Below are 20282 nucleotides of genomic sequence, written 5' to 3' on the forward strand. Positions count from 1 at the left end.
CTTGATTATCTCCCGTTACCAAATCTGTCGCGATTAAATCTATCGCCGCCTGAATTGACAGAACTATTTTGCTGTTGAGTACCTTCAATCGTTCTACGAAGCTGCTCAATGTCGCTCTGATTTGGCAAACGTACTGGTGACGAAGTGTTGTTATGGGATTGCATAATCTTATCAAGTGGTAGATATAGCATGTTATTACCACCTTCAACATCAACCAATACCTTTGAGCTACGGCCCAAAATCTGCTCCATTGCATCAATATATAAACGTTTACGCGTTACTTCTTTTGCCGCTTGATACTCTGGCAGTAACTTCTCAAAACGCTCTACTTCACCTCGAGATTCAAGGATAATACGCTCGCGATAAGCTTCTGCTTCTTGCGTCATACGAGTCACTTGACCACGCGCACGCGGTTCAATTTCCCTTGCATAAGCTTCTGCTTCACGAATGAAACGCTCTTCATCTTCTTGTGCAGCAATCGCATCATCAAATGCGTCTTTTACTTCTGCTGGCGGACGAGAATCTTTAAAGTTAACGTCAGTAACAATTAAACCCAGGTTATATGGTTCAATAATACTGTTTAGCTCTTCCCAAGTGCGCTGACGAACCACTTCACGACCCGTCGTTAACACTTGGTCCATGCGAGAATGACCTACAACATAACGCAGAGCACTGTCTAGCGCTTGTTGTAAGCTGTGATCAGCATCGGTCACACTGAAACGATAAAGCGTTGGATCTACAACACGATATTGCACTTCAAACTCAACGCTCACGACGTTTTCGTCTTCCGTAAGCATAAAGCCTGAAGCCGACAATGAACGCACCGCTTCAATATCTACAGGAATAACACGTTCGATGAACGTGGCTTTCCAACGCAGACCCGGCTCAGCAATACGGTCAAACTTACCAAATTGCAACACGATGCCGCGTTCAGCCTCTTTTACCGTGTAAATACCACTTAGCGCCCATACGATGGCTGCGATAATAAGTATAAAGACGAAACCAGCACCGCCTAATCCGCCATTACCACCTTTCCCCGGCTTACCGCCGAAAATACCACCGAATTTATTACCAAATTTACGGAATACTTCATCTAGATCAGGTGGGCCTTGATCCCGCCCCCCGCGGTTTTTCCACGGATCGTTATCATTGCCATTATTACCCGGTTCGTTCCAGGCCATAGCTATACTCCATTGTTATTTAAATGAATTAGGTTAAATCTAACAAAATTCGAGCGACTCTCATATAAAAATACGCTCGAAATTGACGATTTTTAACTACCAACGACCAAATCATTGAGATTTCGCCCGAATTCCTTATTGAGCTTTTCCCATTCGATTTTTGGCATTCTTACCGAAACAAGCCAATTGCCTTGCTCGTCGTAGCCTTTTTCATCCACGGCATTGAGCTCAAATAGTGCACCTCGTAAGCGCCCAAGCGCGGGAGGTACGGCAAGCTCAGCCGTGAAAACGGTTTTTGCCAACAACTCTTTAACGGCGTCGAATAACAACGAAATCCCTTCTCCAGAGTGGGCACTTAACCACACTCTGATCGGTTTTCCTTCATCGTCCCTATCTATTCTAGGCGCAACTTCGTCCATTAGATCAATTTTGTTGTAGACTAAAAGTTGAGGAATGTCATTGGCTTCAATTTCCTCTAGAACCAATTGTACCTGTTCTATATTTTCTTTTCTTCTCGGATCTGCAACATCAATGACATGAAGCTGTAAATCCGCTTCACGAGTCTCTGTTAAAGTCGCCTTAAATGCTGCTACCAAGTCATGAGGTAAATGGCGAATAAAACCTACTGTATCTGCTAAGATAACGGGGCCAACATCATCAATTTCTATCTTTCTTAGCGTAGGGTCCAGCGTTGCGAATAGTTGGTCCGCAGCATAAACATCGGCATCCGTAATTTTGTTAAACAGCGTCGATTTCCCCGCATTAGTGTAACCTACCAGAGAAACAGTTGGGATCTCATTGCGACTACGCGCTCGACGCCCTTGCTCACGCACAACGGCTACCTTGTCTAATCGTTTACGAATACTCTTAATTCGCTCTCTTAGTAACCGTCTATCGGTTTCTAATTGGGTTTCACCCGGACCACGTAAGCCGATCCCCCCTTTTTGCCTTTCTAAGTGCGTCCATCCTCGAATTAAGCGCGTAGAGATATGCCTTAGCTGAGCAAGCTCAACCTGCAATTTACCTTCGTGGGTACGGGCTCTTTGCGCGAAAATATCTAAGATCAACGTTGTCCTATCTAACACTCGGCACTTACAAACGCGTTCTAAATTGCGCTCTTGTGAGGGACTGAGTTGGTGGTTAAATATGATGACATCTGCGTTGTGGATGTTGACAATCTCGGCAATTTCTTCAGCTTTACCCGTTCCGACAAACAACTTTGCATGTGGTGCTTGACGGCTGCCTTGCACAACCGCCACACTACTAACACCAGCAGAAGAAACTAGCATTTCCAATTCACGTAGATCTTCGCGATCTCCTTCGTGTGGAAATTCTATATGAACCAAGACTGCCTGTTCGCCGGCTTCATAACGGTCAAACAAGCATTAAGCTCCTACTAATAAGAATTAATAATTACCTTCTTCACTTTGGTCGCCCGCTTCACTTCCTGTTGCATTTTGGAAGTTAACCGCACGAGCTGGAACCACAGTGGAGATGGCGTGTTTGTAAACCATTTGGTTTACTGTGTTTTCAAGCAAAATCACAAATTGGTCAAATGACTGGATCTTGCCCTGTAATTTAATGCCATTCACTAAAAAAATTGAGACAGGAATGCGCTCACGACGCAAGACATTCAAAAATGGGTCTTGTAAAGATTGGCCTTTTGCCATTTTCTTATCCTTCGTTTTAGGTGTTATTATGTCAGGTCGTTGATTTAATCAGAACACGCTGATTTAACAACTACTATTAGCTTAGCGAAGTTAGAACACGTTGCAAGTTTTCTTGACTATCGGTGTCAAGCCAAGTCACATCTTGCCACCCCCTCAGCCAAGTTAATTGCCGCTTCGCCAGTTGTCTGGTCGCTGCGACGCCTTTGAAAACCATTTCGTTATAATCGCACTCGCCAGCTAAATACTCCCACATTTGCCGATATCCGACACAGCGAATAGAAGGCAAATCAGGGTGTAAATCTTTACGTTGATATAAGGCCAAAACTTCATTTTTAAAGCCTTCATCCAACATTATTTCAAATCTTTTCTCTATACGTTCATGCAAGACTTTTCGGTCACTTGGTGCAATCGCAAATTGATGAAATTGATACGGCAATGCATCCTGTTTGCTTTGCTGCAATTGAGTCATCGTTTTACCACTAATACGATAAACTTCCAAAGCGCGGTTTATGCGCTGCGAGTCGTTTTCGCTGATTTTAGCCGCGGCTTCTGGGTCAATTTCTTTTAACTGTTGATGCAATGCAGGCCAACCCTTTTGTTCAGCCTCGCGCTCCAATATCGCCCTGATTTCGACATCAGCCTCTGGTAATGGCGACAGGCCTTCAATCAAGCCTTTAAAGTACATCATCGTGCCACCCACTAAAATTGGCACCTTGCCACGCTGATGAAAATCATCAATTAGTTTAATAGCATCAGCACGAAACTCAGCAACCGAATAGCTTTGTGCAGGGTCAATAATATCAATTAGGTGATGTGGTGCCTTTGCTTGCTCTTGTGCGCTCGGCTTTGCCGTACCGATATCCATCCCTTTGTACACTAACGCCGAGTCTACACTGATGATTTCGGTATTTAACGCTTGGCATAACTCTATGGCCAATGCGGTTTTACCCGCTGCTGTCGGCCCCATAAGGGTAATGACAGGTAACTTGTTCACATCTAACCTACTAATAAACTGCACTAATCTCGTATTATAGCTGATAGTACATGGTAATTAATACCTACTTAGGCACGAATTACTGCGAACTTAAAAAACTGACCAACTTCTGGGTATCAATTGTAACTGCACTTTTATGAATACGAGCCAAACATGAGGCTTTCGAAAGTAATTTTTCTTTAACTAAATCAAAATGCTGGCTATCGAAATAGCTACTTGGTGTTGAGACTTCTAACCACTGTAACCAATCTTGGAGTTCAGCATCTGAGCTTGGTTCCATCATTTGCTTAGAAATTTCACCAACATCTATGCTATAGAGCGACACAGGCAATTTTTTAACTAAAATATGGCCATCAAAAATTTCAATCGCAAACCCTAAAATTGCCAACCAAGTTTCACGCTGCTGTAATGCTTCCAGTACGGCTTTATCTAACTTGATGCGCACAGGTAACAACAGCGCTTTGCCTTGCAGTGTGCCATCTTGTTCAATTTGCATCTGCCAATATGGCAATAGTCCCTGCCTACAATCACCAAACAACAACTGATTGTCTTGCTCAAGCATAACTTTGCCTTGTGGCAACAACATCCAGCTAGATTTACTGGCGGATATCGGGACGCTACTTACTTCACTTGGCGGTAATGCACCTTCTTCAACTTTATCGAAGTGCTGCATTTGTTGGTGTGATAGCCCTTGATAGAGCTGGTTCACATTGACCTGCTTTTTGCCACAGCCTGTTGCACCGCCATAATTACTTCGACCACTACTTGAGGCTGCTCTTGATGCTTCAGAACGCTCGCCAAAGGCACTTGGAGCCGAATAGGCCTGCGCTTGTGTTTCGGGCTGTAGGGTTGAACGATAACTTTGATGATAGGTTTCATCTACCTGTTCTTGAGGCGTAAATAATGGCGAGGTGGTATCAGGTCCTTGAGTCTCAGTCTCGATTGTACAAGGTAGATCAATTTGTTCCGTCGCGACCTGCTTTATTGCTTGTACAATAAAATCGTGAACCAAGCGCGCTTGATGAAAACGAACTTCGTGTTTCGCTGGGTGGACGTTAACGTCAACTTGTCTCGGGTCTAACTCAAGATATATGACAAAACCGGGGAGCTCTTCATGCCCGATTGATTCATCAAATGCTTGACGAATCGCATGCAAGATGAGCTTATCTCGCATCATACGACCATTTACGTAGGTATATTGTGTGCCGTTGTTCACACCCGCAGGTAACACCCAACCAAATAACCTCAGTCCCTCATGCCCTGAGTCAATAAAGCTTGCTTGCTGTAAAAATGCTTTACCGCCAACTTGCGCAACTCGCTCAACCCCTTTTTCAATAGTGCGTGGGCGATATTGACGAACCACCTTTTGGTTATGAGTGAGCGTGATAGCAACATCAAAACGACTCAATGCAATGCGCTTAACCAGTTCATCGATATGGCTAAACTCGGTTTTTTCGGTGCGTAAAAACTTCCTGCGCGCTGGCGTGTTGAAAAACAGATCTTTGACTTCAATGGTGGTACCGTCTGGATGCGCGGTAGGTTGAACCTGCACAGCCATATCTCGCCCTTCGGCGAAAGCTTGCCAAGCTGTCTCTTGTGCTTGAGGCTTAGAGCTCAGAGTCAGTCGTGATACTGAACTGATGGATGCCAGCGCCTCACCTCGAAAGCCAAGCGAAGCAATACATTCCAGATCGTCCAAACTTTTCAGTTTACTTGTCGCGTGGCGAGACAACGCCAACATCAGCTCGTCTTTAACAATACCAATACCGTTATCACGGATCCGAATGAGCTTGTGCCCTCCACGCTCAATATCTATTTGAATGCGCGTCGCACCAGCATCAATACTGTTTTCCACCAGCTCTTTCACAACGGACGCTGGCCGCTCCACCACCTCACCGGCAGCGATTTGGTTGGCCAACCGAGCTGGAAGTATTTCTATCGTCATCATTTACGCTTTTGGAATAGTTAAGACTTGCCCAATAAACAAGGTATTGCTTTTCAGGTTATTTGCTTTTTTCAGTTCACTGACCGTAATACCATAACGGCTAGCCAGCACACTCAATGACTCGCCACTTTTTACTTTATGCGTAACCGGCTTGTTGGATTGCATTCGCGCAAAGAGCGAATTATCCGGTGGGTTCTTCTCATAATAGCCCTTTATCGAACTAAAAATCGCTCGAGCTAAACGCTCTTGATAATGTGGAGACATTAATAGCTTTTCTTCTTTGGGATTTGAAATAAAGCCAGTTTCCACCAGGATCGAAGGTATATCTGGTGATTTTAATACCCCAAAGTTTGCGGCTTGCGGTCTGCTCTTGTGCATTTTTGCCACTTTTTTCAGTTCTTTGACGACTTCTTCTGCGACCTGAAACCCAGTTTTCATCGAGTGTTCCATCGACATATCAAGTAGCGCTTTGGCCAAATACTTTTCGTTGGCCGTATCTTTAATTAAATCGGCAGCCCCTCCCAATAATTGTGAGTGTTTTTCTTTGTCTTCTAGCCATTTACCTATTTCTGAATTTGCTCTGCGCAATGATAACACCCAAACCGACGCACCGCGTGGTTGAGGGCTGGTGAAGGCATCTGCGTGAATAGACACAAAGAAATCCGCTTTTCTTTCGCGTGCTCTTGCGGTTCTCGTATTCAACTTAAGGTAATAATCGCCAGTACGAATAAGCTTTGCGCTCATTCCCGGCTGGCTATCGACTAAGCGTGCTAAACGCTTCGCAATTTGAATGGTTACGAGCTTTTCATAAGTACCAGAAGGTCCAATAGAACCTGGATCTTCACCACCATGACCAGCATCGATGGCGATGACTATATCTCTATCTTGCGCGAGTGTTTTTCGTGGTGTGGCAGTTTTTGTATCGTCATAAGCACTCATCTGCTTACCATACAAATCAACGACTAAGCGGTTTTTATACGGGCCAGTTGGTGCTAGCGCAAAGATTTTTGGCGTAGCGCTGCGGCTAAGCTCCACAACAATACGTGCAGAATTGTTGTTTTTCGGCTTGCTGTGGCGCACCTTATTGACAACTCGATGTTCGTCAGGAACACTCGGAAAGTCTTTTTTTTGCTTGGTGTTTTCAAGGTCGATAACCAAGCGCAGCGGATTTTTCAGCACAAAATAGCTGTAATCTGGCTTATCACTCATATCAAAAACAATACGAGTGCTTTCTGGGGAGGGCCAAACACGCACACTTTCGATGGCGTTTTGGGCGATGCTGTGCATACTCGTTAAGAGCATGCAGATTAAAATGAAAATATAACTAATAGTCGGCTGATTACGCATAATCTTGTAATTGTTTTAATAGTGCCTCGCCGCGGCTAGACTTGGCCTCAAGTGTAATTTGACGGCCATCACCAGCATACTGCATTGTGACGTCTATATCTGGGTTTGGAATAAAGCCTTCACCTTTTTCAGGCCACTCAACAACACAGATAGCATTACTTGCAAAGTAATCCCGGATCCCCATGTATTCGAGCTCTTCAGGCGAACCTAATCGATATAAATCAAAATGATATATTGAGACATCATCCAGTTCATAAGGTTCAACTAAGGTATAAGTTGGACTTTTTACCTTACCTGAATGACCAAGGCTTTGCACGATCCCGCGAGTGAGCGTAGTTTTACCTGCGCCTAAATCACCGTGTAAAAATAGTACCGCACCTTGACGAATAACATTGGCAATTTTATTACCCATGGCAACTGTTGCTGGCTCATCAGCCAAATCGAATTTCATATGACCTGTCGTCACCCTAAAATACCTCGAATATGTTCGAATAAATCCCCGGCCAACATACCTTTTTCGCCATCATGAGCAGCCTGCTCGGCAGCCAAACCATGAATATACACGGCTAGGTTTGTTGCAGCAAATGCTTCCATCCCTTGGGCAATTAAACCGCCTATGATACCAGATAAAACATCGCCCATCCCAGCACTCGCCATTCCTGCACAGCCTGAACGATTAATATTTATCCGCTCACCTTCAGATATCAAACTGCCCGGCCCTTTTAGTACCGTAACAGCGCCATATTCATGGCTAATTTTTTTAGCCACCGCGAAGCGGTCGCGTTCATTTAGCGATGTCTCTAAGTGACTCAATAACCGCCTTGCTTCACCAAGGTGAGGCGTTAACACCCAGTTTGATTTTTGCCTCGGTGCATGCGCTAAACAATTGAGCCCATCAGCATCCACAACCATCGGCAATTCAGTTGCCATCGCACAGTTAAAGAGAGCTTTGGCCCAAGCGTCTTGACCAAGCCCGGGACCAAGCACTATCACACTGGCTTTTTTCATCAATGGCGATAACTCATTCGTACTCTCAACACCGTGTACCATTAATTCAAAGCGCCCCTGCAAGACGCTCGCGATATTATCAGGATGAGTAGCGACCGATACAAGGCCAGCCCCTGCTCGCAGAGCGGCTTCTGCTGCCAATCGAATTGCCCCAGCCATACCACGATTACCGCCAATAAGTAACACATGACCATGTGCATTTTTATAGCTATCTAGTGCTCGCAGTGGCCTTGCTGCCATTAATGTTTCATGATTTAAATAATTAGAAGTTGGCGTTACTAGAGTTTTGAATGCTTCACCAACATCCAAGTCGGCTAACAATAACGTTCCCACAAAACGCTTAGCTGAGCCGCTAAGTAAGCCCTGTTTTAACGCGATAAAGGTAATGGTTTCGGTAGCTAAAAATGCACTAGATGCAACTTCTCCTGTTGTGGCATTTATACCGCTCGGTACATCAAGTGCCAACCTAGTAACCGGCAGTTTATTTATTCTGTCATAACAAAGGCAAACATGCTCAGGCAACTCACCTCTAAAACCAGTGCCGAACACGCCATCAACCACAACCGAAAACTGACTTAACTCTGCATCGTTTAAAGAAAAAACCAATGCGCCTTGGTATTGAGAGAATGCCTGCTGCGCATCACCCGTTAAGCTTTCGGGTGCAAATAACGCAAACACGGTGACGGAAAACCCAGCCTGTTGACATAATTGAGCGACGACAAAACCGTCTCCTGCATTATTGCCTTTACCGGTGATAATTAAGATATGGCTGGATTTGGGCTGGCTGTTTTCAATAAAGCGAAATGCAGCGGTCCCAGCTCGTTGCATTAAGGTACTTAGATCAGTGCCTGATAACTTAGCGGCTTTTGCTTCATATTGCTGCACTTGTTGGGCTGAATAAGCAAATTGTGGTAAATTGTCCGTGTATTCATTAGCCATTATTTCTTCCCGTGACGACCGATAATATCAATTATAGTGAACTTGCAGCACAAATTAAGCAATGGGGCCAAGAACTTGGCTTTGCAGAAGTCGGTATAACCGACATTGATTTACGTGAGCATGAAGCGCAACTTCAGCGCTGGTTAGACGCTGGCTATCATGGTGAGATGGCGTATATGGCGGCGCATGGAATGAAACGTGCTCGCCCCGCTGAATTGGTTCCTGGCACTCAGCGTATTATTTCGGTAAAAATGAACTACCTGCCACCTGATGCTAGCTTTGCCAGAGCGCTTGGTAATAAAACCACCGCCTACATCTCTCGTTATGCATTAGGCCGAGACTATCATAAAGTGATGCGCAACAGGCTCAAGCAGCTCGGACAAAAAATTGAGCAAGAAGTCGGGCCGTTAGGGTTTCGTCCTTTTGTTGACTCTGCCCCAGTGCTGGAGCGACAAATTGCAGAAAAAGCAGGGCTTGGCTGGCGTGGAAAAAACAGTCTAGTGATTAATAAGCAGGCGGGCTCTTGGTTTTTCTTGGGTGAACTGTTTGTTGATATTCCTCTTCCTATTGATAAACCAAACCAAGAAGAGGGTTGCGGCCGTTGTACTGCCTGCCTAACTTTATGCCCCACCGGCGCTATAGTCGAACCTTATGTCGTCGATGCAAGACGCTGTATTTCGTATCTCACCATAGAGCTTCAAGGCGCTATTCCAGAAGAGTTTAGGGCAAAAATGGGCAACCGGATATACGGTTGTGATGATTGCCAGTTAGTTTGCCCATGGAATCGCTATGGTCAAATAACGGAAGAAACCGACTTTTTGCCGCGAACTCAACTGAAAGATCAGCAATTATTGAGCTTATTTGCTTGGGATGAAGCAACATTTTTGAAGAACACCGAAGGTAGCCCCATTCGTCGGATTGGACATGAACGTTGGCTACGAAACTTAGCCGTTGGCCTTGGCAATGCGCAATACGATGAAGCTATCGTTATAGCGCTGGAAGCAAAGCGTCAAAATACCACTCCCCTTGTTACCGAACATATCGACTGGGCGCTGGAGCAACAAAGACAAAAGTCAGATCAACATGAGCGCAAAAAAGCAAGGCTGATCCGCATTATTGAAAAGGGCTTACCACGAGACGCTTAGCAGGATTGTCGCGCTAAAGCACGACCTACGGCCAAATAGGTGAACAGAATTGCGTTAAAAAGTCGCGCTAAAGCACGACCTACGGCTAAATAGGTGAACAGTATTGCGTTAAAAAAGTCGCGCTAAAGCGCGACCTACGGCGGTATTGGAAGTGAAAGAGACTATTCTGAACGTCGGGAAAGTAGTTTTAAATCTTCCTCGATATCATAGAAACCACTTTTCACTTCTCGCACACTTTCTTCTCGTGCCACTGAACTTTGAATCGCTTTATCGACGTTTTGATAGATAAACATCTCCTGATCTTCATCTAAGCCCATCGTCGGAATGCGCTCTTCGAATAGCTCCTGTAGTGAGCGGAATACTTCTTCATTTTCTTGACGATTTTTATCAAGCAGCGACACCATGCTGTTAAACTTACCCTGCACCATTTTTATCGCTTCTTCCAAATCTTCATGTTGCTGTACCAGCTTGCGTTTAGTAGAAATGGCAATCAACTGTTGCTCAGTTACACTGGCAATAAAACAAATATGATCCCGTAACCTTCCGTGTTTATCAGGATCATCTCCCGGCATATTGAGGATCAAAATACTCAAAAACGGGTAGTTAACCAGTATGCGATTGGTAAATTCATGTAATCGCCCTTTGGTGTGTAAGATCTCAAATAATTCAATCACGATAGGCGAACAAATACCCGCAGTTGCGAAGTGATGTTTTTGTCCCTCAAGCCGGACCTCAACATTACAATTAAGTCCCAGTCCCTTTAAACATTGACATAGCGCTTCTGCCAGTCTCGGGATCGTTTCTATGTCACCAATTTGCTCAATGTAGTTAACAATCTGCCCCATTTCACTGCTATTAGCCATGGCGCTAAATGCCGTGGAAGTTGCATCCTCAATTTGCTGAGCCAGAATATCTTTTTCTAATAGCATTTGGTTCAAGTGCGTGAGCTTAGCTTTTAACTCACCTTGGCCAAACGGCTTAACAATATAATCTTCAGCACCAACCGAATAGCCTTCCATCCGCTCTTCAACAGAACCTCTTGCCGACACAAACATAACAATAATATGCTGTGTATTTGGGTTGGCTTTAATCGCCTTACACACCTCATAACCGCTCATCTTTGGCATGCTTACATCAAGCAAAATCACTTGAGGATCGAAGTCTTCAACTACAGCTAGACATTCATGACCGCTTTCAACGGTTTTTAATTCAAAGTCTAAGTCTTCTAAAATCTCTTCAATGATTTCTAAATTAAATGGTTCGTCGTCAACAGCTAAGATTCTTCGTAAAGCCATAAATGGATGTCCTTCCTTCGTTGGTTCACAATGGGAAAAGGTACTGCGGGGAAAATACGGTAACTTCAGATCTATGCTTCAACAGCTCCCAACCACATTGTATTTTTACAAGCTCTATTATTATTTATAGACGCTTACTCAACGCCTTTCCAATCACACCAATTACATCGCATTACTTTAAAGGTGCTCTATTAAAGGCAAGCTCACATTAATACACGCGCCGCCCTCAGGATTGTTTTCTGCGTATATCTGCCCTTTGTGCAATAAAATAAACTCCTTACAAATAGCAAGGCCTAATCCCGTGCCGCCAGCACCGCTGTCTGTTTTACTACTTTGTACAAACTTGGCAAAAATTTGCTCCAATTCATCATCAGGAATACCAACTCCTTGGTCGGTGATCTTGATATGAATATCTTGATCTTTACAGCTTAGCAGTACTCTCACCTCACTACCTTCAGGACTAAACTTGAGCGCATTACCTAATAAGTTTCTGATCACTTGGTTCATTTGCTCCGGATCGCAAAAGGTCATCACGCCTTGCTCTGGCTTTTCAAAGCGAATTTTTATCTTTTTCTCAAGCGCAGTGCCGGACACATCTTCAATACCGCTTTGGATCACATTAATCAAATTATGGAAACTTGGATTAAATGGAAAACGTCCCGCATCTAGTTTTGATAAATCAAGCAAGTTATTAAGAAGCACCAATAGGCGCTCACCGCTGGTTTCGATACGAGATAAATATTTTTTGAGCTTATCTGTAGGTACTTCAGGAGCCGTGAGTTTATCTAAACCAAATCGAGCGAAACTTAATATGGAGTGCATTGGCGTGCGTAGCTCATGGGACATATTGGCCAAAAATTCAGATTTTGATAGGTTGGCCGCTTCCGCCGCCTCTTTAGCTTTTTGTAACTGTGCCGTTCGAGCTTGCACTTCAAACTCTAGCAACTCTTTGGTTTCTTCTAACACTTCTTGCTGCTCTTTAAGCTTTGAGACATTTTTAAAAATGACAGCAAATGCCATATCTCCATGATGATCAATTTCATTAAACGTTCCCATTAAAGGAATGCTGCGTTCGCCAGCTTTTGGCAAACTCAGTTCACAGTTGAAGTGCTTTAACATACCAACATGCTTCATTAAGTCGCGCAATTGCGATACTGATATTTCATCAAATAGCTCAAAAATCGATAACGGCTGCAATTCTTCTTGTGTAAGTTCAAACAACTCGCAACACGCGTCATTTGCTTCAATGATATGACCTTGACGATTGAACAACATAATCGGATCTGGGGTATGCTTGTAAATCACTCGCAACAGACTATCGCGCTCTATCAATGCGTCTACCGTATCCTGTAAACGCTCAACTAGCTCTTGGTTATGGCGCCTCAATAACTCCGTTTGCCATAGTTTATGTAAGCTTTGTAATAAATCGCTCTCATCAAACGGCTTGATCAGAATGTCTTCAACCCCTTGACGCACGGCTTCTAACATATCCACTTGATTAACCCGAGAAGTCATCAATAAGCAGCGGCAATTGTGATGCACTTGACGAACTTTATTAAATACATCTAAACCGGTATCTTTCTCTAGATTAAAATCACAGATCAAAAGGTCGACCGACTGTCGTTCAACGACTTGCATCGCTTCATTGAGCGTTGTGGCGGTTGTGACAGCTAATTGTGCACCACGCAGGCCGTTTGCCAAGGCTTCAAGACGAGGAGTATGATGGTCGACCAGCAATACTTTAGGCAGTACTAAGGTGTTAGTAGAACCGATTTCCAGTAGGCGCTCAAGCAAGCCAGTAATATCTTTATTGGCAAAGAAGGGATAGATAACAATACCATTTGGTAGGGCACGGTTAATTTCGCTAAACGACTTCAAGTGCTCCGCATTGTCGGGTTTTGGAGCCAATAAAACTAACTTATCATGTTCTCTTAATTGGTATAACGCTTGGAGCTTATTGGCGGGCACACCATGAGCGATAACGATGACATCAAATTTATCGAAATCGAGATTTGCTTCTAGACTCCGGTAATGCACATGCTCTACCTCACCACCGAGTAACTCAAATAATACCTTTACTCGCATCGCTTGCACACTGCTGCTGTCAATAATCAGCACGCGATTCGTCATAACCAGATCCTTTACCGATAATTCTGAGATCCAGTTTAGTAGAAGAATCACAAGACGCTAAAAAATAGCACTATTTTGATATGTTCTACGCGGCGACTACACTTACTTTTTGAAACAATAGTCCAACGGCATATCAAACTAAGCGAGAGACTTACCCAAAATCGTCAAGCTATAGCGATTACCATCCATAACCGCGACATTGGGTAATTCTCCCCACTTTTTATAACCGTGCTTTTCAAACAAGCGGATACTGGGGAGATTATGAGAAAAAATAAAGCCAAGTAACGTTGTTATAAACAGGGTTGGCGCTTGCTGCTCCGCAAAATCCATGAGTTTACTACCTAACCCTTGGCCTTGTGCGGCTTTTGCAAGATAAATACTCACCTCAGCCGTACCATCGTAGGCAGGGCGTCCATAAAAGCTGCTAAAGCTTATCCACGCAACCACCTCATCTGCCTGCTCTACCACATAAATTGGGCGATTTTGCGTATGTCCGGCGAACCAACTTTGCTTTTGTGCTACGCTTACGGGCTCCGTATCCGCCGTGACTTTGCGGCTCGGTATCGTTTCGTTGTAGATGGCTACAATGGCACAAAGGTCATGCTGTTTGGCGAGTCTAATATTCATGAAGGCTGATCAAGGTAACGAATATTTTCGTATCATAAGAGATAACATAAATAAAAGGAAAGCACTGATGATAAAAAGTCTTTCGATTCTGAGCTTAGCGCTTGGTTTCCTAATCTCGAGTAACGCGTATGCAAAGACATCCAGCTGTGATGATTTTACCAATGTTGAGCTGCGAAAACTGCGTTCTGACGACTCACTCAACCTGTGTGAATTTAAAGACAAACCACTCCTCATCGTAAACACAGCCAGTAACTGTGGATTTACTGGTCAGTTTGAAGGCCTAGAGCAACTACATCAAAAATATCAAGATAAAGGCCTTGTTGTACTTGGGTTTCCCTCTGATGACTTTTTCCAAGAAGAAGACGACGAGAAAGAAACTGCAAAAGTCTGTTTTATCAACTACGGCGTAACCTTCAATATGTTTGCTACCTCGGAAGTCAGAGGCTCTGATGCCAACCCCATTTTCCAACATTTGAATGAAGTAACAAGCTCTCCAAACTGGAATTTTTACAAATACTTAGTGTCAGCTGATCGTAAAACAATTAAGCGTTTTAACAGCCGCACTAAACCTATGTCTGACGAGCTCACTAGCGAAATTGAAAAACTCTTGCCTAGATAAGCTGATTTTTTAACGTACCTAGATTAGAATAAAGTATGAATAATAAATAATCATCGGAGAAATTATGGCAATCGCTAGTGCAAGACACATCCTAGTAGATAGTGAAGCGCAATGCATGGAGCTCAAAGAACGCATTGCAGCAGGGGAAGATTTCGCAGAAATCGCAAAGCAGTACTCTAATTGCCCGTCGGGCCAAGATGGTGGTGCGCTAGGTGAGTTCGGACCGGGCATGATGGTGCCTGAATTCGATAAAGTGGTTTTTTCAGCCCCAATCAATCAAGTACAAGGGCCAGTGCAAACGCAATTTGGTTTTCACTTGCTTGAGGTAACCAGTCGTAGCGATTAATTCGCTTGCGAAAATTGAATCACTTCGCCATCATTCCGTAATACCAACTCGCTACATTTTCTGAATGAGCGAAAGATACTTAGTTGAAGGAATGATGGCATGAAACTTATCGGTTCGAACACCAGTCCATACGCCCGTCGAATTAGGATGTGGGCCGCGGCTAAACAGCTCCCAATGAGCTACCAGCATATAGACATATTTTCTGAAGCAGGCCATGACGAACTTATTCGCCATAATCCTGCTCGTAAGATCCCATTTTTAATAGACGATGCACAACTTATTTGTGATTCCAATTTGATTGTTCGCTACCTCCGCGAAAAGCATCAACTTCCATTTCCCAGTTGGGATCAAGAAAACTGGTTGGTCCTTATCAATGCCTGCAATGATTCTTTGGTGGAGCTGTTACTTAGTAAGCGCTCTGGTTTTGACATTGAACAAGATAAACTATTTTTTAATCTACAGCGGGAGCGAATTGGCCATACCCTGCACTATCTCAATGAAGAGTGTGTGACAGAAGAGTTTTTACACTGTGATTATCTCCAAATCAGTTTATACTGCCTTATTGATTGGGTTCTATTTAGAGAGCTCGTCGACCTGAGCGATTACACCAACCTAATGGCATTTCATAGCCGTTGGCAAAGCCAAGCAATCGCCCAGCAAACTGATCCACGAAATTGAGAACACCTATGATGAATGAAGAAGAAATTGGCTCAGAAGTCAGTGAGTTTATTGAGCAAGTAAAAAATACTGAAAGCGTTTGGGCACTTAGCTCTGATGACGGTGGCATGGTTGTGGTTGACTCTAACCAGTTTGACGAGACTGATGTGTTATTGCTGTGGGATAGTGAAGAAAAAGCGCAAGCTCAATGTCGCGACGAGTGGAGTGAGTTCTCGCCGATGAGTATTGATGTTGAAAGTTTTCTTGACGAATGGGTGCTCGACCTAAAAGAAGATGATGCACTCGTTGGTCTAAACTGGAACGATGACAACGTTTGTGTTGAAATCGAGCCCGTTGGTCTTGCTAGACTACTTGTCGATATCGAATAAAAGCACACCGCATCAACATGGCGCTCACCCCTTGTGAGTGCCGCTATTCACCAGGTTTTGACACCAAAGCAACTAAAGTCCCTTCAATGGCTCTTACATAAGCTTGTGTTACTCTGCCCTTTTGGTTTGGTGGGCTTAATGGCTCAGCCCCAGCGGCTACTGCCTTATCATAGCATTCAGGGACATTTTCACAGCTGATGCTAATTTCAAAACCAAGTGCGGGCTGTTTAGGATGACAACGAATGTAGTCTTGCCTAAATTGTGATTGAGCTAATGGGTGACTAGCAAAGGCGAGTTTCACTTCTCCGGTGTCTAGCTCACCATAATCCCCTTCATCAGTCATATCAAAAGTGCTCAAACCAAATGCTTGATAGTAAAAATCCAGCACTTCCTCAACACATTCTACATAAATCACCGTTTTGGCAAACACCTAATCCTCACTATCAATAAAACCTAATGTAACTATATATAACTTAAGCACAAATATTGGGCAAGGTAAAACAAAGTGAGAGAGTTCTGGGTTAACGTTAATTATAGTCAGATGTGGAAACAGGAATCGGTTGGATAGATATGGAACTTATGTTTAGCTCGACGCACTAACCAGATGGCGTCGAGCTAAACTTCACGCAAAAAGCCTTACGACTTATTGCGGTTTTCTTTTGCGAATGCGCGAAGCTTACGCTTTTGTGAGAGCGTCATTTTGTTTGAACGACCAGCGTAAGGGTTATCCCCTTCACGGAATTCAATCTTAATCGGCGTACCCATTACGTTAAGCGCTTTACGATAGTAGTTCATCAAGTAGCGCTTATAGCTATCTGGCAGTTCATGCACCATATTGCCATGGATAACAATACGCGGCGGGTTATAACCACCTGCGTGAGCGTACTTAAGCTTCACCCGACGTCCACGAACCAGTGGAGGCTGATGATCCGCCTGAGCCATATCCATAATACGACGTAACATTGCCGTACTTACTCGCTTAGTCGCTGATTCATAAGCTTCGTCAATCGACTCAAACAAGTGACCAACACCTGTACCATGTAATGCGCTGATAAAGTGCAAACGAGCAAAATCCACAAAGCCCAGTCGTCTGTCTAGCTCAGTTTTGATGCGCTCTTTGACATAATCATCAAGGCCATCCCATTTGTTTACCGCAATAACCAACGAGCGACCCGCATTTAGTGCAAAACCAAGTAGACTCAAGTCTTGATCTGAGATCCCCTCTCGCGCGTCTACAACGAGCAATACCACATTGGCATCTTCAATCGCTTGCAGTGTTTTGATAACCGAAAATTTCTCTACGACATCGCTGACTTTCTTACGTTTACGCACGCCGGCAGTGTCGATTAACACGTATTCTTTATCATTGCGCGTCATCGGAATGTAAATTGAGTCGCGCGTTGTGCCCGGCATATCGTAAACGATAACGCGGTCTTCACCTAAAATACGGTTAGTTAGTGTTGACTTACCGACATTTGGACGACCGATAATCGCGAGTTTAACAGGCTTGTCTTCAAAACCCGTTTTACCGTCTTCGACTTCTTCACCTTCAAGGTAAAGCTCGGCGATATCTTCATCGTCATGCTCAAGCTCTTCATCTTGAGCCGTAAGCTCAGCGATAATCGGTTGTAGCGTCAGCTCTAATAATTGAGTAACACCACGACCGTGCGCGGCGGCGATCTGTTGAACGTCACCGAGCGCTAACTGGTAAAACTCAGCACAGTTGGAGTCAGCATCAATGCCATCCGTTTTATTGGCGACAACAAAGCAGTTTTTCTGTTGTTTACGAAGGTGCTGCGCGATAGCTTGATCAGCAACCGTCATACCTGCGCGCGCATCCACCAAAAATAGCACAATATCCGCTTCTTCAATTGCAAGCAGCGACTGCTCGGCCATTTCAGTTTCAATGCCTTCTTCAGAGCCATCGATACCACCCGTGTCTACCACAATAAACTCGTAGCCTTCATAGTTTGCTTGGCCGTATTTACGGTCGCGAGTCAGACCCGGAAAGTCAGCAACTAACGCGTCACGAGTACGTGTTAAACGATTAAACAGTGTGGACTTACCCACATTAGGTCGCCCAACCAGAGCGATCACAGGAAGCATAGACTACCTCTTTTAAAAACAACAAAAGGCTTCGCAAAAGCGAAGCCCCATAAAATATCTAAAAATTCAGAAAGTTACTGCGGAATTTGAACTGCGCTAAGTTCACCATCACGCGTGTAAACAAATACTTTGCCATCAACCACAATCGGTTCAACAAAAAAGCCTGAACTATCAAACTCGGTACGCGATACCAACTCACCAGAGCTCTTATCCAGCCAGTGTAAGTTACCTTCCTGATCGCCAACCACTACGTAGTTGCCAGCAACCGTAGGAGCGGTTAGATACCAATCGCGCAGAGCAGGTTGTGTCCAACGTTCAATACCAGAGTTTTTGTCTAGTGCGTACAGTACGCCGTCGCTATCAACCAAATAAATTACGTCAAGATCGAGTGTGAGGTCTCGGTAACTACTGTACTCACGATCCCACACTACATTGCCGCTGCGCACATCAATAGCGACTAGTTTACCATTATAGGCGATAGAATACACATATGCGCCGCTTACAACGGGTTTAGTATCAACATCGACCAAACGTTCAAACTCAGAAGCCCCTTTTGCAATTGCAACATCCGAGCTCCAAGCAGTAAAACCATTTTCAGCGATCAGTGCGGTTAACTTGCCACTTTCTTCGCCAACCAATACACCACCATTCGCGCTCGTTGGTGAGCTTAAACCACGTAATGTCAGCGCAGGAACTTCTTGCTCATAGTGCCAACGCTCTTCACCTGTATCTGGGTGCAGCGCAACCAGCTTGCCTGAACCTAAGTTAACGTAAAGAAGACCGTCACCTGCAGCTGGCGCAGACAGCGCTTCACCTGGTACTGACTTACGCCAAACGATTTCGCCAGTTTCACGGTCCAGCGCAAAAACCTGTCCGTGCTCAGAACCAACATACAGTTTGCCATAAGCTTGTGTGATCCCACCTGACAGCTTCGCACTGTCACTGTCTTCCCATGGCCAAAAGCTCTTATTCTCACGAACATCAACTCGCCACTTTTCTTCACCTGTTTGTGCGTCAAATGCTGTCACTAAACCTTCACGGGCAGCTGCAAAAACAGTGCTTTGATAGCTTACTGGAGATAAGCGTGAAAAGTAGTGCTCAACCCCGTCACCAATCCCCTCTTGCCATACAACAGCGGCGTCGAATTGATTGTTGATCTCAGGGAGCGTTAACTCTTCTTCATCATCACTTGAAGAGCAACCCGCGGTGAGTGCTGCAACACATAAAGCCAATGAGGCCATCGTTAACTTCTTCATGGCAGCTCCTTAAACCGTTGTCTTTTGTGCAAGATCATCCAGTTTAATTTGCAGCATAGGATTGCTATTGCCTTCCGCTGCTTCTAATGCCGATTGATAAGCGCTTCGTGCTTTATCTTTGTCGCCTTGAGCAAGGTAAATATCACCTTGGATCTCAGCAAGCTGCGCCTTAAACGCTTCAGGCATTGGCTTAGCCAGTGTTGCAAGTGCTTGTTCGTATTGAGACTGAGACGCTTGTACACGTGCAAGTCTTAACAACGCCGTTGCTTTTAGCTCAGCGTTGGCTACATTATCAGCCGCCCAAGTTAGCTTCTCAGCAGCTAGCTTAAGATCGTCTTTGTCGATTGCCTCTTTAGCAGCAACGAAAGCTGCTAACACGGCGTAGTTAGAATCTGCATTTGCAGCAACAAAAGCGTCGCTTTTTGCTAGTACATCGTCACTTTCAACAACCTGGGTGTATGCTTCGGATGCTGCTTCTGCGCTCTCGATCTGGCTTTGGTTATACGCTTTCCAGCCATATAAACCACCTAAACCAAGCACAGCACCGACTACAATCGTTGTGCCATTTTCACGGAAAAATCGTTTTATTGCTTCTGCTTGTTGTTCTTCTGTTGAATAAATTTCCATT

20 protein-coding genes are annotated in these 20282 nt (G+C 44.4%); 5 read left to right on the forward strand and 15 right to left on the reverse strand.

The window, feature by feature from the left end:
• Window positions 1-5 precede the first annotated feature (5 nt).
• The 8 genes from hflK to L1D50_RS01045 form a co-directional block, all read right to left on the reverse strand.
• A complete protein-coding gene (gene hflK / locus L1D50_RS01010) occupies window positions 6-1181 on the reverse strand; it encodes an FtsH protease activity modulator HflK (RefSeq protein ID WP_239965330.1) in 1176 nt (391 codons plus the stop codon).
• 92 nt (window positions 1182-1273) lie between these two features.
• Entirely contained in the window at window positions 1274-2563 is a 1290-nt protein-coding gene (gene hflX, locus L1D50_RS01015; RefSeq protein ID WP_010605651.1) for a ribosome rescue GTPase HflX, read from the reverse strand.
• A 24-nt stretch (window positions 2564-2587) separates the two neighbouring features.
• Window positions 2588-2851, reverse strand: a complete 264-nt coding sequence (gene hfq / locus L1D50_RS01020) for an RNA chaperone Hfq (protein ID WP_128728666.1) — start codon at window positions 2849-2851, stop codon at window positions 2588-2590.
• 76 nt (window positions 2852-2927) lie between these two features.
• The gene (miaA, locus tag L1D50_RS01025; protein ID WP_209319078.1) at window positions 2928-3818 is read right to left on the reverse strand and encodes a tRNA (adenosine(37)-N6)-dimethylallyltransferase MiaA; all 891 of its coding nucleotides are present in this window, start codon (window positions 3816-3818) and stop codon (window positions 2928-2930) included.
• Between the two features lie 106 nt (window positions 3819-3924).
• A complete protein-coding gene (gene mutL / locus L1D50_RS01030; protein WP_239965332.1) occupies window positions 3925-5790 on the reverse strand; it encodes a DNA mismatch repair endonuclease MutL in 1866 nt (621 codons plus the stop codon).
• A gap of 3 nt (window positions 5791-5793) precedes the next feature.
• A complete protein-coding gene (locus L1D50_RS01035; protein ID WP_128728669.1) occupies window positions 5794-7137 on the reverse strand; it encodes an N-acetylmuramoyl-L-alanine amidase in 1344 nt (447 codons plus the stop codon).
• The gene (tsaE, locus tag L1D50_RS01040) at window positions 7130-7603 is read right to left on the reverse strand and encodes a tRNA (adenosine(37)-N6)-threonylcarbamoyltransferase complex ATPase subunit type 1 TsaE (RefSeq protein WP_010605655.1); all 474 of its coding nucleotides are present in this window, start codon (window positions 7601-7603) and stop codon (window positions 7130-7132) included. The genes L1D50_RS01035 and tsaE overlap by 8 nt, the downstream gene beginning before the upstream one ends.
• A complete protein-coding gene (locus L1D50_RS01045) occupies window positions 7600-9084 on the reverse strand; it encodes an NAD(P)H-hydrate dehydratase (protein WP_239965334.1) in 1485 nt (494 codons plus the stop codon). Before L1D50_RS01045 ends, tsaE begins: the two co-directional genes overlap by 4 nt.
• Before the next feature lie 11 nt (window positions 9085-9095).
• Here L1D50_RS01045 and queG point away from each other — a divergent pair, with 11 nt between their 5' ends.
• Window positions 9096-10229 (forward strand): tRNA epoxyqueuosine(34) reductase QueG, encoded by a 1134-nt coding sequence (gene queG / locus L1D50_RS01050; protein WP_239965336.1) that lies wholly within the window; start codon window positions 9096-9098, stop codon window positions 10227-10229.
• 161 nt (window positions 10230-10390) lie between these two features.
• Here queG and L1D50_RS01055 read toward each other — a convergent pair whose 3' ends face one another.
• From L1D50_RS01055 to L1D50_RS01065, 3 genes are all read right to left on the reverse strand, one after another.
• On the reverse strand, window positions 10391-11524 hold the full coding sequence (locus L1D50_RS01055; protein ID WP_128728672.1) for a response regulator: 1134 nt from the start codon (window positions 11522-11524) through the stop codon (window positions 10391-10393).
• A gap of 177 nt (window positions 11525-11701) precedes the next feature.
• Window positions 11702-13654: an ATP-binding protein gene (locus L1D50_RS01060; RefSeq protein ID WP_128728673.1), complete on the reverse strand. Its 1953-nt coding sequence runs from the start codon at window positions 13652-13654 to the stop codon at window positions 11702-11704.
• A gap of 138 nt (window positions 13655-13792) precedes the next feature.
• Window positions 13793-14281, reverse strand: a complete 489-nt coding sequence (locus L1D50_RS01065) for a GNAT family N-acetyltransferase (protein WP_128728674.1) — start codon at window positions 14279-14281, stop codon at window positions 13793-13795.
• Between the two features lie 67 nt (window positions 14282-14348).
• On the opposite strand from L1D50_RS01065, the gene L1D50_RS01070 reads away from it, so the two are divergent.
• The 4 genes from L1D50_RS01070 (at window position 14349) to L1D50_RS01085 (ending at window position 16292) form a co-directional block, all read left to right on the forward strand.
• A complete protein-coding gene (locus tag L1D50_RS01070; protein ID WP_026000907.1) occupies window positions 14349-14900 on the forward strand; it encodes a glutathione peroxidase in 552 nt (183 codons plus the stop codon).
• A gap of 64 nt (window positions 14901-14964) precedes the next feature.
• The gene (locus L1D50_RS01075; RefSeq protein WP_010377362.1) at window positions 14965-15246 is read left to right on the forward strand and encodes a peptidylprolyl isomerase; all 282 of its coding nucleotides are present in this window, start codon (window positions 14965-14967) and stop codon (window positions 15244-15246) included.
• Window positions 15247-15345: 99 nt separating this feature from the next.
• A complete protein-coding gene (locus L1D50_RS01080) occupies window positions 15346-15924 on the forward strand; it encodes a glutathione S-transferase family protein (RefSeq protein ID WP_128728675.1) in 579 nt (192 codons plus the stop codon).
• Between the two features lie 11 nt (window positions 15925-15935).
• Window positions 15936-16292: a DUF2750 domain-containing protein gene (locus L1D50_RS01085; protein ID WP_010605663.1), complete on the forward strand. Its 357-nt coding sequence runs from the start codon at window positions 15936-15938 to the stop codon at window positions 16290-16292.
• 43 nt (window positions 16293-16335) lie between these two features.
• Here the strand turns inward: L1D50_RS01085 and L1D50_RS01090 are convergent, their stop codons facing one another.
• From L1D50_RS01090 to L1D50_RS01105, 4 genes are all read right to left on the reverse strand, one after another.
• Window positions 16336-16722, reverse strand: coding sequence for a VOC family protein (locus L1D50_RS01090; RefSeq protein ID WP_128728676.1), 387 nt, complete (start codon window positions 16720-16722; stop codon window positions 16336-16338).
• Between the two features lie 206 nt (window positions 16723-16928).
• Window positions 16929-18398 (reverse strand): ribosome biogenesis GTPase Der, encoded by a 1470-nt coding sequence (gene der / locus L1D50_RS01095; RefSeq protein ID WP_138581197.1) that lies wholly within the window; start codon window positions 18396-18398, stop codon window positions 16929-16931.
• A gap of 74 nt (window positions 18399-18472) precedes the next feature.
• On the reverse strand, window positions 18473-19654 hold the full coding sequence (bamB, locus tag L1D50_RS01100; RefSeq protein WP_239965338.1) for an outer membrane protein assembly factor BamB: 1182 nt from the start codon (window positions 19652-19654) through the stop codon (window positions 18473-18475).
• A gap of 9 nt (window positions 19655-19663) precedes the next feature.
• Window positions 19664-20281 carry a tetratricopeptide repeat protein gene (locus L1D50_RS01105; RefSeq protein ID WP_095728661.1) on the reverse strand — a complete coding sequence of 206 codons (618 nt, stop codon included), beginning with the start codon at window positions 20279-20281 and terminating at the stop codon, window positions 19664-19666.
• Between the last annotated feature and the right edge of the window lies 1 nt (window position 20282).

Origin of the sequence: Pseudoalteromonas sp. Isolate6 (assembly GCF_022398435.1) — a bacterium.
Classification (GTDB): Bacteria; Pseudomonadota; Gammaproteobacteria; order Enterobacterales; family Alteromonadaceae; genus Pseudoalteromonas; species Pseudoalteromonas galatheae.